This is a genomic window from Bradyrhizobium manausense (genome assembly GCF_001440035.1).
GTDB lineage: Bacteria > Pseudomonadota > Alphaproteobacteria > Rhizobiales > Xanthobacteraceae > Bradyrhizobium > Bradyrhizobium manausense.
On the sequence record NZ_LJYG01000116.1, the window covers coordinates 336,647 to 350,733 of the forward strand.

General features: G+C 62.8%; 15 protein-coding genes, 2 tRNA genes and 1 pseudogene. 2 read left to right on the top strand and 16 right to left on the bottom strand.

What is annotated here, in order from left to right:
- Positions 1 to 63 precede the first annotated feature (63 nt).
- On the bottom strand, positions 64 to 402 hold the full coding sequence (locus AOQ71_RS41780; protein WP_057759758.1) for an H-NS histone family protein: 339 nt from the start codon (positions 400 to 402) through the stop codon (positions 64 to 66).
- A 343-nt stretch (positions 403 to 745) separates the two neighbouring features.
- Here AOQ71_RS41780 and AOQ71_RS41785 point away from each other — a divergent pair, with 343 nt between their 5' ends.
- Complete coding sequence (locus AOQ71_RS41785) at positions 746 to 1,477, top strand: hypothetical protein (RefSeq protein WP_057759761.1); 732 nt, start codon at positions 746 to 748, stop codon at positions 1,475 to 1,477.
- Positions 1,478 to 2,305: 828 nt separating this feature from the next.
- On the opposite strand, the gene AOQ71_RS41790 is transcribed toward AOQ71_RS41785, so the two are convergent.
- The 15 genes and pseudogenes from AOQ71_RS41790 to AOQ71_RS41860 form a co-directional block, all read right to left on the bottom strand.
- A complete protein-coding gene (locus AOQ71_RS41790; RefSeq protein WP_083514896.1) occupies positions 2,306 to 2,938 on the bottom strand; it encodes a LabA-like NYN domain-containing protein in 633 nt (210 codons plus the stop codon).
- A 466-nt stretch (positions 2,939 to 3,404) separates the two neighbouring features.
- A complete protein-coding gene (locus AOQ71_RS41800) occupies positions 3,405 to 4,520 on the bottom strand; it encodes an ion channel (protein WP_083514897.1) in 1,116 nt (371 codons plus the stop codon).
- Between the two features lie 68 nt (positions 4,521 to 4,588).
- Positions 4,589 to 5,065: pseudogene (locus tag AOQ71_RS44535) on the bottom strand (tyrosine-type recombinase/integrase); the annotation flags it as partial.
- A 10-nt stretch (positions 5,066 to 5,075) separates the two neighbouring features.
- A tRNA-Phe gene (locus AOQ71_RS41805) sits at positions 5,076 to 5,151 on the bottom strand.
- A gap of 174 nt (positions 5,152 to 5,325) precedes the next feature.
- The gene (gene yacG, locus AOQ71_RS41810) at positions 5,326 to 5,508 is read right to left on the bottom strand and encodes a DNA gyrase inhibitor YacG (RefSeq protein ID WP_057759772.1); all 183 of its coding nucleotides are present in this window, start codon (positions 5,506 to 5,508) and stop codon (positions 5,326 to 5,328) included.
- Positions 5,509 to 5,634: 126 nt separating this feature from the next.
- On the bottom strand, positions 5,635 to 6,264 hold the full coding sequence (locus AOQ71_RS41815; protein WP_057759775.1) for a Maf-like protein: 630 nt from the start codon (positions 6,262 to 6,264) through the stop codon (positions 5,635 to 5,637).
- A gap of 147 nt (positions 6,265 to 6,411) precedes the next feature.
- The gene (locus AOQ71_RS41820; RefSeq protein WP_057759778.1) at positions 6,412 to 6,879 is read right to left on the bottom strand and encodes an arsenate-mycothiol transferase ArsC; all 468 of its coding nucleotides are present in this window, start codon (positions 6,877 to 6,879) and stop codon (positions 6,412 to 6,414) included.
- Positions 6,880 to 6,884: 5 nt separating this feature from the next.
- Positions 6,885 to 7,382, bottom strand: coding sequence for a UPF0262 family protein (locus AOQ71_RS41825; protein WP_057759780.1), 498 nt, complete (start codon positions 7,380 to 7,382; stop codon positions 6,885 to 6,887).
- Positions 7,379 to 8,674, bottom strand: coding sequence for a histidinol dehydrogenase (gene hisD, locus AOQ71_RS41830; RefSeq protein WP_057759782.1), 1,296 nt, complete (start codon positions 8,672 to 8,674; stop codon positions 7,379 to 7,381). The genes AOQ71_RS41825 and hisD overlap by 4 nt, the downstream gene beginning before the upstream one ends.
- A 159-nt stretch (positions 8,675 to 8,833) precedes the next feature.
- The gene (locus AOQ71_RS41835; protein WP_057759785.1) at positions 8,834 to 9,283 is read right to left on the bottom strand and encodes a DUF2948 family protein; all 450 of its coding nucleotides are present in this window, start codon (positions 9,281 to 9,283) and stop codon (positions 8,834 to 8,836) included.
- Positions 9,284 to 9,440: 157 nt separating this feature from the next.
- Positions 9,441 to 10,265: an alpha/beta fold hydrolase gene (locus AOQ71_RS41840; RefSeq protein ID WP_057759788.1), complete on the bottom strand. Its 825-nt coding sequence runs from the start codon at positions 10,263 to 10,265 to the stop codon at positions 9,441 to 9,443.
- 132 nt (positions 10,266 to 10,397) lie between these two features.
- A complete protein-coding gene (locus tag AOQ71_RS41845; RefSeq protein WP_057759790.1) occupies positions 10,398 to 10,907 on the bottom strand; it encodes a hypothetical protein in 510 nt (169 codons plus the stop codon).
- A 266-nt stretch (positions 10,908 to 11,173) separates the two neighbouring features.
- Positions 11,174 to 11,482 (bottom strand): EthD family reductase, encoded by a 309-nt coding sequence (locus tag AOQ71_RS41850; protein WP_057759793.1) that lies wholly within the window; start codon positions 11,480 to 11,482, stop codon positions 11,174 to 11,176.
- A 111-nt stretch (positions 11,483 to 11,593) separates the two neighbouring features.
- The gene (locus AOQ71_RS41855; protein ID WP_057759796.1) at positions 11,594 to 13,258 is read right to left on the bottom strand and encodes an FAD-dependent oxidoreductase; all 1,665 of its coding nucleotides are present in this window, start codon (positions 13,256 to 13,258) and stop codon (positions 11,594 to 11,596) included.
- 88 nt (positions 13,259 to 13,346) lie between these two features.
- Positions 13,347 to 13,529 (bottom strand): hypothetical protein, encoded by a 183-nt coding sequence (locus AOQ71_RS41860; RefSeq protein ID WP_057759799.1) that lies wholly within the window; start codon positions 13,527 to 13,529, stop codon positions 13,347 to 13,349.
- 315 nt (positions 13,530 to 13,844) lie between these two features.
- On the opposite strand from AOQ71_RS41860, the gene AOQ71_RS41865 reads away from it, so the two are divergent.
- A tRNA-Thr gene (locus AOQ71_RS41865) sits at positions 13,845 to 13,919 on the top strand.
- Positions 13,920 to 14,087 lie beyond the last annotated feature (168 nt).

The window sequence follows — 14,087 nt, forward strand, 5'->3', positions numbered from 1 at the left end:
ATGAGTAACACTACGTGATTTGCTCGTTGGCTTGTTCTTCCCAATATCATCGGGACTGGGCGATCAATTTGCCTGCCGCTTTTGAGCCGCAGCCTGGTCGATTAGGAAATCGTCCAATTTCCGGCCGCTCCGAAGTTGCGGCCGCAGCCACCTGGGCAGCCTGCCGCGTCCCGACCAAGTCTCCGCCGGGTTCTTCGGATTGCGATATTTGGGTCGGACGGGTGGATACGGTCGGCGCTTGCGGTCGAACCGTGTGACCGCATCAGCCAGGCCAATCTTGTGCAGCCGTTCATCCAACCGCGCTTTTTGCAGCAAGAGTTTCTCAGCGAGGCTGGCGACAACTTGTTGATGCAGACTCCAGAGCTCCTCAAGGGAGAGCGAATTGAAATGCTCAGTGTCCATGGCTCAATCCGAATTCTTTGGAGGGAAAGCCCGCGCAGACAATTTGGGAATTAACGAGCAGCCAAATCTCCATTCCTCTTAGTCACACATCCACAGTTAACTCCGGGAGGTAATCGGAGAAAGGCAGGACGGGGGTAATATCATGGCGGCGCATTTTATTTGGTGCGGGGCGACTACAGGCGAGCTGTGATGCAGCGTGTAGCAGCCTAGCGCTAGGGCGAGCGTATTAAATCGAAGATCGAGAGCACAATTAATTCATTGTGCAGCCAGATTTAAGCCGCATGATGGCCCAGGTTAGCGCGAACCGTGATGCTGGCCGGGGGCGCGGCACCGGGAGTTTTCGATGACCGGTTATTTGCGATTGTGCTTCGTCAGCTTGGTTCTTGTTGAAATTCTTTCGACGGCGCCTGCGTCCTCCAGCCCTCTTGCGGACATCTTCAATATCGCTGCACCACAACCTGCTGTGCCCTCCCCGTCGCAAGCGGAATGCGTGGCACGCCCCGGCAGCTCGAGCCCCGCCGGCCAGCATTGGGTCTATCGAATGGACGGGCACCGCAAATGCTGGTTCCTGACCGAGAGTACCGCGAAGGTGAAGGTGAAGACCGTTCCTCGGCGCGTGGCCAAAGATAACACCGCCAGTTTGGACCAGAGCGGGACCGTGCGGCTCCGGCAGAGCGAGGTCGTTGGTGCGCGCGCGGAGTTGCTGAGTTCGGCACCGGCCGAGCCGTCTCAGCCGCCTCACCCTGAAGTCAAGGTAGCTGATGCTAACTCCGATCTCGATAGAGACATCGCTCTGATGTCGGCGGATCTCATCTCTGCGCATGGCCGCCGGCCGACGCCCCTCGTGCCCGGCCAAATCGATGTCGAGCAACTTCTCGCGACCGCGCCGGCAAACGATGTGGTGACTTCGTCCGAGCCTCCGATTATGCCGATGGGCGTACGCCTCGCGGAGGCTGACAACGAGGCGGCGAGCCGGACGGCAACTTGGCTCGGCGTACTGTTGATGATGCTGGGGATGCTCTCCATCTTGAGCACGAGCCGCTGGCTTCGGCATGCGGTGAGGTTGCGCTACTGAAGCCGCTACGCTTGGGCAGAGTACCTGACGCGCTGCCGCGCGACGCAAGAGTTCCAGGCGCCCGTATAACCAAATGGCCACAGGTACAAAGGTTCCGCGCGCATTCGTTGAGTTTGGTGCTGCCTCAGGCGGACATTGACTACGGATGACGACCCCGTTGGGATGGAATTGTCGTCATGCGGTACTGTTCGTGGTGGACAGCAGCCGGCGAGTGATCTGCGCCGCGAAGCTCGATTGCATCGACGAGCAGGCTGCGAGATGTCGAGCCGAGCAAATGTATCGCGAGCACGGCTTTGAGCTTTGGGAAGGCGATCGAATGTCCGGTCAACCCCAACAACAATCCAAGTGCTGACATTCTCGCAGTTAATGGACGTCTCGGTCCAACTCTCGCAACAGTTGATGAAGGAAGTCGCTGGCGTTGTCGTTTAGCGGCTTCAGTTAGCTTCCCTCGACGCAGCTTGCCGGAACCATTTTCGGTTCGGGCTTCACATCACTTTCGGATGCTACTTGCTGGGGCCTTCCTGCGCGTCAAAGCGCACCTGCCGGCAATCGCGAGACGGGTGTCGGGCGGCGCGCGGCGTAACAACAGGCTATGCGAAGCTCGTGGGCAAGCTTTGTAATGTCGGAATCCGAACCGACTGGACGCGACCGAGTCTTGTCTAGTTGGTCCGTTGCTCAGAACCGAACTATATTAGCGATCGGCCCGGCGCAAATGCCGGGCTTATTCGTTGCGCCCGTCTTCGCGGCTCAGCTCCAAGGCGCGAGCACGTGCGCCGGAGGAGCCGGTCATATGGCTTTGGGATCACACGAGCAATCTCGCTTCGTAGCTCAGTCCTCGAGCACGCTATCATTTCCCCTGAGCTCTGGGGTGGCCTCACGCTCACGGACCTGGTGCGAGCGATAGCGCGACTCGCGCTCACGGGGTGCCGGCCGTTCAGACGGATTGCGACCAATCTTGGCTTGGAGTTCGAGAAGGTCGGTGAAGACGTCGGCCTGGCGGCGCAACTCGTCGGCGATCATGGGCGGCTGGCTGGCGATGGTGGAGATCACCGTGACCCGCACGCCCCGGCGCTGGACGGCCTCGACCAGGGGGCGGAAGTCGCCGTCACCCGAGAATAGCACCATCTGATCGATGTGCTCGGCGAGCTCCATGGCGTCTACGGCGAGTTCGATGTCCATGTTGCCTTTGACTTTGCGGCGCCCGGCGGGGTCGACGAACTCCTTGGTGGCCTTGGTGACGACGGTGTAGCCATTGTAGTTTAGCCAATCGACCAGCGGACGGATCGAGGAATATTCCTGATCCTCGATAATGGCAGTGTAGTACAATGCCCGCAGCAGCGTCCCGCGACTTTGAAATTCACTGAGTAGGCGCTTGTAATCTATGTCGAAGTTGAGTGTCTTCGCCGTGGCATAGAGATTGGCTCCGTCGATAAAAAGCGCAATCTTGTTGGGACCTGACATGATGGACGATCTCTGGCCGCAAGTGCCATGCTTCGGGCCCAGCGCGGGTGAACCCGCCAAATGAGACGGCACTTCTAAGGCTTTCATCGAAGCTTGACTTCGCAAAGCTATACATAGGTATGTCCGCCCAGGAGTTGGGGTCAGCACTATCGATTGTTCTCGGTGCACATGGACCTGGACGGAAAGATCGCGCGAGTGAAGGAACTCATCGCGAAGCGTGAGGAGTTGGATACCGAGCTCAATGAGCTTCTTGGTGGCGCGGCTCGCGAGCGCCGCGGTCCCAAATGCTCGATCCGCAATGAGACGGGACATCGGGCAACCACCTGCCCAACAAAGTCGTCCGCGGCACTAACAGCTTAGACTACAAAAAGCCCGCTCCGGCGGGCTCTTTTCTGTCGGATCCGGTGCCTTGCGATGCGATGAGGATCTCCTGTCCCAAAAGGCGAACTGGAAACAGGGCGTTGGTTCAAGCGCGTGTTTGCGCGCGCTGCTTCACGATGGCTGAGGTGACGAGCCCGAAAGCGAATAAGGTAAACATAATCCCTATCGTGATCTGCCCGATCGCGGCGATCCGCGCTGTCGGCGATAGTGGCGCGATGTCGCCAAAACCCGTCGTCGTGAGCGTCGTCAGACTGAAGTAGCTTGCACTCCCGAAATCGAGTCGATGCTCGGTGCTTCGTGCAAAGGCGAAGGCATTCGCGCCAGGTCGATCAATGAGAAGGTAGAGGTAAGCGAAGCCTTCGACAAAAAGCACGTAGGCCAAGACGACAAGTTGGATCGCGTGTGTGAGCGATATCGATCGCGTGTCATGCCCGCCGAGCATCCGGTTGGCGGCCACGATCAGCGCGCCGAACGCAATGCCGATGAGCATCGCAGCGCTGATCCCAGCGTATATCTGCACTATCTCACCGTCCGCCGTGTTTCCCGCAGCCAGAAGGTTGTATGTCAGCGGCTCAGCCAAGGCAATGATAGCCATACCGACGACGATGGTCAGGGTGGCAAGGGGTATGTCGGTGTCGCCATCGGCAGATTTGATGCTTTCAAACCTCCGCTGGGCGAGATCGATCACCAGGTTGACAAGAGCAGGAAGCCCGATGAAACCGATCATCACGACATTCGAAAGTTCCACCACGACCGCCCATCGCGATCCGCTCGTGCACGCGTAGATATCTCCGTAGCCGACCGTGGCAAACGAGATGACGGTGAAATAGAACGATTCGGGGAGACCAAACTGTTTCGGATCAATCGGGTCAGCACCGGAGCAGAACGGAAAGTCCTCTGCCGTCCGCGCGAGAAAAACGTAGAAGTAAGACCACATGGCGATCAGAAGGAAGAAATAGATAACGAGAGTGATCGCCGGCACAGCGAAATTGCCTGGCGGATGTTGTTTTATGCTTTCGAACCACCGCAAGAAAATCCGGATGGCCGGCCGAAGCAGCAGACCCGAGCCAATCGCTGCGATGAGTGAAACGATGGCGGTCGCGGGCGAGGGCGTCACGAGCCAATAGCAGAGCCCGCTCGAAAGCAGCCACGCCGCATTCATTCCGGTCGACTTCAGCAGTGCTCGCGTTGGGCCGTCCATCTCGTTTTCCCCTCTAGCTTTTGGGAGCGTCCAGACGGCCTGGATGGGTCATCTGGAAATCGAGACCGTCATTCGCCTACACGTTCTATCTTCGACGTTTGCGAGTCAGGACGAGCCCTCGGCTTGTGGCATTCAGGACGTCCAATCCTCGTCCCCAAAGCCCGGCTCTGCGGGTCGCGTTGGCTCTGAGAGTGTGCGCGGCACCCTGCCCAGCGCCGCATGAGCACGGTACGCTCTTTGAGATAGAGGGCGCGGTTGTAGACGCGTCGAACATCATCTTCGTCCTGATGCGCCAAAGCAACGTCAATAACCTGTGCGTCAGCGAGAGACCTCTCATTGCAAATGGTGGAGGCTGTTGATCGGAAGCCGTGTGCGGTCATCTCATCCTTGCTGTAGCCCATCCGGCGTAATGCGGAGTTGAGTGCATTTTCCGAAAGTGGCTTCAAATTCGAACCGATGGACGGAAGCAATAAGCCGTTACCAGGTGTGAGGTCCCACACCTCGCCAATAATAGCGAGCGCCTGCTTTGAGAGTGGCACGTACTTGGGTTTGGATTGGTGCCCAGGGGCGGAATCGAACCACCGACACTGCGATTTTCAGTCGCATGCTCTACCAACTGAGCTACCTGGGCGTGCTCCAAGAGAGGGGCCAAAGCCCATCGAGCGGGCGGTTTATAGTGGGCCGAGAGCTGCCTGTCCACCCACGCTTCGCCTTCGGCTTCGCGGGGCGCGGCTCGGCTGTGTACAAGCTCGGGCGGGCTTGCCGTCGCTTGCCGGCCACCACCATAAGATATTGACATTACTTGCTATTCTACATCATCCACCTCGTCATCCCTACCAGGGATGACGTAGGAGCCTTTCAGCCAGCGGTTCAGATCGACGTCGCGGCAGCGCGAGGAGCAGAACGGGCGGGTGGCTTGCGCCTGCGGCTTGCCGCAGATCGGGCAGGTTCTGAGGGGCGAGGCGGGCTTTTTGATTTGGTCGTCCATGGTCGGGATAGCTGTACACGAGGTCGGGGCATTCAAGGGCCCGGCAGCAAACGGGTTTCTCGGGCCGCCGCGCAAAATCCGCGCCGGCCGATCCTACTGTGCATGGGGTTGTTTTCGAGATTCCAGTCAGACCGTGGTGGCGTTGAGCCAGCCGAAGCGGATCGGGAAGCCCTCGCCGCCGAGCAGCGTCGTGGTCTCGTAGAGCGGCAGGCCGACCACGTTGGTGTAGGAGCCAACCATCTTCACGACGAACGAGCCGGCAATACCCTGCACGGCATAGCCGCCGGCTTTGCCGCGCCATTCGCCGGAGCCGATATAGGCCTGGATGTCGTCCTCCGAGAGCCGCTTGAAGCGGACGCGGGTCTCGACCAGGCGCTGGCGGAAGGCCTCGCGTGGCGTTACCAGGCAGATCGCGGTGTAGACGCGGTGGTTGCGGCCCGACAGCAGCCGCAGGCACTGCGCGGCTTCGTCCACCAGGTTCGCCTTGGGCAGGATGCGGCGGCCGACCGCCACCACAGTGTCGGCAGAGAGGATGAAGGCGCCGCGCAGCTCGTCGTCGAGCTGCACGGATTTCAGCGCGGCATCGGCCTTGGCCCGCGCGAGTCGGTTGGCGCAGGCGCGCGGCAGTTCGCCCCGCCGCGGCGTCTCGTCGACGTCGGCCGGCCGGAGCGCATCGGGGTCGATGCCGGCCTGGTTGAGCAGCGACAGGCGCCGCGGCGAACCGGAGGCAAGTACGAATTTGGGGCGGCCGAGCATCAGGTGATTTGGGGGATCAGGCAGAGGTGAATTGCGCGCGGAACCTATCGGAAGGGGGCTGATTTCACAACCCGGAACCCGGACTTTGCTGATTCGAGGTTTCCGACATGCGTGTGCCCTCGGTCTGTGACGCAGGTGTTACGGCCTCTATCCGCTCGCGGCGCCCACTTTCGCGAAACGCCGGCGGATCCGCATCAAGAGCTGGTCACAGACCTCGCGATAGGCGGCGAGCTTCTGGTCGCGGCTGCCCTCCATCGTGGTCGGATCGTGCGTCGGCCAGTATTCGACGTCGGCGGCGAGCGTGCGGGTCAGCTCCAGCGCCTTGTGATGCGCCTCCGGAGACAGCGTGATGATGAGGTCGAAATTCAGCCCCTCCCAGTCCTCCAGCTCCTCGAAAGTCTGCGGCTTGTGGCTGGAGATGTCCTGGCCGAGTTCGGCCATCACGGCGACCGCGAACGGATCGAGCTCGCCCTTCCTGGCTCCGGCGGACTTTACGTAGAGGCCTTGCGGGAACATATGCTGGAGCAGGCTCGCGGCCATCGGCGAGCGCACGCTGTTCATCGCGCAGGCGAACAGCACCGATTGCGGATCGCGTGCGCGTGGCGGACCCGCCATCGCACCTAACCCTTCCAGTGCAGGACAGTGATGAGCGTGAACAGCCGGCGCGAGGTCTCGAAATCGACCCGCACCTTGCCCTTCAGCCGCTCCTGCAGCGTGCGCGATCCCTCGTCATGGATGCCGCGGCGGCCCATGTCGATGGCCTCGATCTTGTCGGGGGTCGCGGTGCGGATCGCCTGGTAGTAGCTGTCGCAGATCATGAAATAGTCCTTCACGATCCGCCGGAACGGCGTCAAGGACAACAGGTGCGCGACCACGGGCGTGCCGTCCTCGCGGCGGATATCGAACATCAGCCGGTTGCCGCTGATGCCGATATGCAGCGTGAACGGGCCCTTCCCTTCGGCGCCGTCGGGCGCGAACAGGTTCTGCTCGATCAGGTCATAGATCGCGATCGCACGCTCATGCTCGATGTCGGGCCCGGAACGGCCGATCGAGTCCTCGTCGAGGGTGACCGCAACGATGCGATTGGTCGAGTCGTCCTGTTCGGGCGGCTTTGTCATGACAGATTGAGGCGCAATCCAATCGAGCGCGAATGGGCGTCCAGCCCCTCCGCTTGTCCGAGCGTCATCGCAGCCGGGCCCAGCGCACGCAGCTGGTCCGGGCCGCATTTCAGGATCGAGGTGCGCTTCATGAAATCGGCGACCCCGAGGCCCGAAGAGAATCGCGCCGAGCGCGCCGTCGGCAGCACGTGGTTGGAGCCGCCGACATAATCGCCGATCGCCTCCGGCGTATGCGCACCGAGAAACACTGCGCCGGCGTTGCGAATTTTTGCGGCGAGCGCGTCGGGGTCGGTGGTCATGATCTCGAGATGCTCGGCGGCGATCGCGTCCGCAAGCGGGATGGCCTCGACGAGAGTTTTCACCATGATGACGGCGCCGAAATCAGCCCAGGACTTGCCGGCAATCGCGGCGCGCGGCAGCGTCTTCAGCTGCGCTTCAACGGCTTTCTCGACATCGGCGGCCAGGCGCGCGGAATCCGTGATCATGATCGACTGCGCGCTGGCATCGTGCTCAGCCTGCGCCAAGAGATCGGCGGCGATCCAGTCGGCATTGCCGGTGTCGTCGGCAATGACAAGCACTTCAGAGGGGCCGGCGATCATGTCGATGCCGACCTTGCCGAACACCAGCCGCTTGGCGGCGGCGACATAGGCATTGCCGGGGCCCACGATCTTGGCGACCGGCGCGATCGTCGCGGTGCCGTAAGCGAGCGCGGCGACAGCCTGCGCGCCGCCGACGCGGTAGATCTCGGTGACACCGCCGAGCGAGGCCGCTGCCAGCACCAGCGGATTGAGCTTGCCGTCCGGCGACGGCACCACCATCACGAGGCGCGACACGCCCGCAACCCTGGCAGGCACCGCATTCATCAGCACCGAGGACGGATAGGCGGCAGTGCCGCCCGGCACGTAGAGGCCGGCGGATTCGATCGCGGTGTAACGCCAGCCGAGCTCGACGCCGAGCGGATCGGTGAAGCGCTCATCCTTCGGCAGCTGGCGGCGGTGATAGGTCTCGATACGGTCGCGCGCGAGCTTGAGCGCATCCAGCGTCGCCGCATCGCAGGCCTTTGTCGCGGCGTCGATCTCGGCGGCCGAGACGCGAAGGCCGGATGCATCCAGCGTCAGCCGGTCGAACTTGGCCGTGGCCTCGAGCAGGGCGGCGTCGCCGCGCCTTGCCACATCGTCGACGATGGCGCGCACGGCGGCCTCGACGTCGGCCGAGACCTCGCGCTTGGCGGCGAGGAAGGCCGCGAATCGCTGGTCAAAATCGGCACTGCTGCGGTCGAGACGAACGGGCATTTTTGGCTTGGCTTCTGCTGGTTTAGGGGGCGCAGTCCGGCTCACCGGCCCCCTGCTCAATGGCGCGGCGGGGAAGCTGCGTCAACCCTTTGCAACCCTTGGCAACCCTTGGCGGGCTCGGCGGCAACCTGGGCTGCTTGCACTGGTATACCGGCCGCCTCACCCCTCCCCCTCGATCGCTACCCCCGTTCCCAGTTCGTCCGCCCCGAGATCGGTCAGCTCGCACTCCAGGCATTCGACGTCGAGGCGGATGGCGCCGCCCTGGGCGAACAGCAGCAATGCACTACCACCAGGCTCCTCGTTGCGGCCGTCCTGGGGATGAAACTCGATGCCGACGAGGTCCAGGATCTTGTCCGGCGAGGCCAGGTCGATGTTGCGCGACTTGCAGGCCAGCACCCGGTCGAAACGAAGCGCCGACACCAGCCGGCGCGGCTCGGTCTCGCCCGCCAGCGTCTGCTCCCAGTCCAGCCGGCTCATGCCGACCACCAGGCGCTTCTCGCCCTGCCGCCAGATGATGTCGGACGGCTGGACGCGGGCGTCCTGCACATGGGTCGAGATCACGGCAAGATCGTCGGCATCGAGCGCGATCAGTTTGAGTGGGGGAGACATCACCGGCACTTCTCCTCGAGGGGCGAACAGGCCTCAACGCGCGCCGGCGCCGAAATATCCAAAAGCTCGTAGCCGGCGCGGCGGCTGCGAGCTCGAAGGATACACCGGTCAGCGTCGCTGAGACATCCCACCCCCGCCCGCAAGCAGAGCGATCCGCTCAGCTCTTGAAGAACGCCAGCAGATCCGCGTTGATGGCCTCGGCTTCCGTCGTCGGCATGCCGTGTGGAAAACCCTTGTAGGTCTTCAGCGTGCCGTTCTTGAGCAGCTTGGCCGACAGCGGCGCGGAATCCGCATAAGGCACGATCTGGTCGTCGTCACCATGCATCACCAGCACCGGCACGTTGATCTTCTTCAGATCCTCGGTGAAATCGGTCTGCGAGAACGCGACGATGCCGTCGTAATGCGCCTTCGCGCCGCCCATCATGCCCTGGCGCCACCAGTTCTGGATCACCGCTTCCGACGGTTTTGCGCCGGGACGGTTGTAGCCATAGAAGGGACCGGCCGCGATGTCGCGATAGAACACCGAGCGGCCGGCGGCGAGCGCGGCCTGGAAGCCGTCGAACACGCTCTTGGGCAGGCCGCCGGGATTGGCCTCGGTCTTCAGCATCAGCGGCGGCACCGCAGAGAGAATCGCGGCCTTCGCCACGCGAGACTCGCCATGGCGGGCGATGTAATGCACGACCTCGCCGCCGCCGGTGGAATGGCCGACATGGAGGGCGTTGTTGAGGTCGAGATGCGCGGTCAGCGCCGCGAGATCGTCGGCGTAGTGATCCATGTCGTGGCCGTCGGCGACCTGTGCCGAGCGGCCGTGGCCGCGGCGGTCATGGGCGATGACGCGATAGCCGCGCGTGACGAAGAACATCATCTGCGCGTCCCAGTCGTCCGACGACAGCGGCCAGCCATGGCTGAACACGATCGGCTGGCCCGAGCCCCAATCCTTGTAGAAAATCTCGACGCCGTCCTTGGTGGTGATGGTGGGCATTGGGGGCTCCTTGAGTGAGTTCAGTCATTCCGGGGCACGCGAAGCGTGAACCTCAGGTGCGCAATCGCGCACCGGGGAATCTCGAGATTCCGGGTTCGTCACTGCGCGACGCCCCGGAATGACGGGATCAAATCAGGCGAACGCCATCGGCCTGTAGCGGCGCCAGGCGCCGATGGTCAGCACCACAAAGAACACCAGCACGATGCCCTGCACCACGGCGAACACGGGGCCCGACGGCGGCGCCGGTGGCACGGCCGGTGCGAGCGCGGCCAAAGCGGGGATCTTCAGGAACGACTGGATGATCAGCACGAAGACGTTGAAGTAGAGCGAGATCATCGCGGTCACGATGTAGATCGGCCGCCAGACGCCCTTGAGGTTCATGCCGTAGAGCGCGATGCAGGCGATCGCGAGCAGCACCAGCGAGATGCCGGCGATGATGTAGGAGGGCAAGAGCTGCTTGAACGGGAACAAAAAGCCCGTGGCATTGGTCAGGATGGTGAAGAGCAGGAAGATCGCGGTGAGGCCCGGCATCGGCTTCGAGCCGAGCAGGCCGAACATCACGACGAGGCCGGCTGCGATGGCGATCAGGCTGATGACGACATGGACCAGTGTGAAGGCTTGCAGGCTCATCCCGAGAACCATGGCATCTCTCCTATCTCTGCGTTGAGATCAGGAGATTGATATTACGCTCCTCATCGAATTGCCACATGCGGCACGATCACACATGCGCATCCAGCCATGCGTGATCGTGCGAATCGACAAACGCATGACTGAATTTTTTGCAGCGCTGTCGCATGCGGCAGCCGTCTGTAGCCCGGATGGAGCGCAGCGACATCCGGATTCTCGCGCCTCACCGATTCTGTCCCGGATTACGCTTCGCTCCATCCGGGCTACGAGATCCAAGTTTTTCACACTTCCTTGGTGTCGAAGATCAGCAAATCGGCGCCGCCGCTGGCGAATTTCGGCACGTCGCTGGCTGCCGCCTTGCCTTGTTCGCTGCCGAACGCTTTCTGGATGTCGCCCACGGTGTCGAAGGTGAGGATGGCAACGAGGTGAATGCCCGAGGGGCCTGCGGGCGAGCCGACCGGCCCGGTGCTGACGGCGTATTTCTTCAGGCCGGGAAGCTTCTTGGCGAGCGGAATGTGGGTCTCGGCATAATGCTTGTCGAAGGCGGCAGCGTCTTTGGGCGTCTTGTAGAGCACGACGAGTTCGGCCATTGAGTCCTCCCGTTGAATATTTGTTCTTCCACGCGCGATTGGTCGCGACGCAGTGAGTGTCTGTGGGACACTGCAAGATGGCAAGCCACATTCGACTTGTCATATCCTTGACTAAAGCGCCGGTTTTGCGGCGTCGCCGAGATAGCCGTGCAGCGAGGCCACCACCTGTGCGCCCTCGCCGATGGCGCCGCCGACGCGCTTGACCGAGCCGGAGCGGACATCGCCGACGGCGTAGACGCCCGGCACCGAGGTCTCGAGCGGCGCCACCGGCCTGCCCTGGTTCTGCTCGGATTGCGCGCCCGTGACGACGAAGCCGCCGCGATCGAGCGTCACGCCGCAGCCATCGAGCCAGCCGGTGGCGGGGTCGGCGCCGACGAACAGAAACAGATTCTTGATATCGGCGGAATCCTCGTCATCGGACAGCCGGCTCTTCCAGCGGATCCGCCGCAGCAGCGAGGCCTCGTCGCCTTCGAGCGCCGTGATCTCGGTGTTGAACAGCAATTCGATGTTCGGCGTCGCCTCGATGCGCTCGATGAGATAGCGCGACATGCTGGCGCCAAGGCCGCCGCCGCGGATGATCATCAGCACCTTCCGGGCGTGGCCCGAGAGAAACACCGCCGCCTGTCCCGCTGAATTGCCGGCGCCGACCAGCGCCACCTCCTCGCCGGCGCACAGTTTTGCTTCGACCGGAGAGGCCCAGTACCAGACACCGCGGCCCTCGAACTTGTCGAGATTGGCGATATCAGGCCGGCGATAGCGCGCGCCGCTGGCGACCACCACCGAGCGCGACCGCAGGGGATCGCTGCCGTCGAGCGCCACGGCGAACGCGCCGTCCTTGCGCGTGCAGTCGAGCGACTTTGCGGTGACGGGGATCATGATGTCGGCGCCGAATTTTTGCGCCTGGTTGAAGGCGCGCGCGGTCAGCGCCAGGCCGGAAATCCCGGTCGGAAAGCCCAGATAGTTTTCGATGCGGGCGCTGGCGCCGGCCTGGCCGCCGAAGGCTCTGATGTCGAGCACGGCGACCGATAGCCCCTCCGACGCCGCATACACGGCGGTCGCAAGCCCCGCCGGGCCGCAGCCGACGATCGCGACGTCGTAGATGCGGTCATTGCGCGGGCCGCCGATCATGCCGATGGCGCGCGCAAGCTCGGTTTCGCCGGGGTTGCGCAGCACCGCGCCTTCAGGCGTGACGACCAGCGGCCAATCCTCCGGCTTGGGCGAATAGCGCGCGATCACCTCGGCAGCGTCGCGATCCTTGTCGGGATCGAGCAGATGATGCGGCTGGCCGTTGCGGGTGAGAAAGCCCTGCAAGCGCACCACGCCGGCCGAGTGCGAGGGACCGATCAGCACGATGCCGCCGACGCCGGCCTGGAGCAGATTGACCCGGCGCAGGATCAGCGCGCGCATGATGCGCTCGCCGAGCTCGGCTTCCGCAACCAGCAGTGCGCGCAGCCGCTCCGGCGGCAACAGCAGCGTCTCGACCTCGCCCTCGGCGCGGCCGTCGACCAGCGCCGGGCGGCCGGAGAGCTGGCCGAGCTCGGCCAGAAACTGGCCGGGCCCCTGGTCGATCACCGGCGTCACATTGCCGAGTCCATCGCGCTGGCTGATGGCGACATCGCCCTTCAGCACGACGAACATGCCCGGCCCCGGCTTGCCGGTCTCGAACAGCAGTTCGCCGTCCTTATAGGTGCGAAGCTCGCCGAAATTCCTGAGACGTTCGATCTCGGCAGGCGTCAGCGTCGGAAACGTCTGCTCGGGGCGGGTGAAACGCGCCATCTGCGCGTCGCGATCGGTTCGTTGTGATTCGTCTTGCCCCGTGGCCACTGCATGCACTCCAAAAATTTTCAGCCGCTCGCTTTCCGTCTCAGGTCTCGCCGGCGGTGCCCTCATCTAGGGACCCATCGCCATCTTGCGAGGGGTCGGCGCTTGCGGCGCGCTCGCGCGCCTGCGCCTTGCGCCGCTTCAGGTTCTCCCGCAGCGCCGACTTGAGGCGATCGTCCCGCGATGAGCGGTCTTGTCTCGTCGTCTTGTCGTTCTGGTCAGCCATCGCGGGTCCATACAGCGGGTCCGCAGTAACATGCCCTGCGATTGCGGCAGCTCAAGAGGCCCTGATGGTCCCAATCGTGCGAAATCCAAAATGGGTCGAATCCGTCGCACCGGCCAACTGGCCAGTTGGCGGGGCCGGAACCGAAATCGGCCGAAAAGTCGGTCGTTTCGAGCCGAAACAGCCGTAATAACCCCGATATCGGCCCGATTTTCTCGTTTGGATGGGTCTTGCAAGCTTGCACAGCGGGGAGGCCTGTGGCAGATATCGGCCCGCTTGGTAGGCCCCCCGTAGCGGCCGATTCTGATCCCAGCACATGCTGCCGTAGCTCAGTGGTAGAGCACTCCATTGGTAATGGAGAGGTCGACAGTTCAATCCTGTCTGGCAGCACCATTTTTTCATCTTTGAAAATGAGCGTGACCAAGCATTCTCGCGGCACGAAACGCCCGAGTTTTGCGCGTCTGCATTGCCCTCCTTCTTTGAAGAGGGCGCAGGGAAGACCGGGTGCCGACGGGCACCCGCGGTCCGCTGCGCGAAAGTGTAGCGCAAGGAGACCGCACA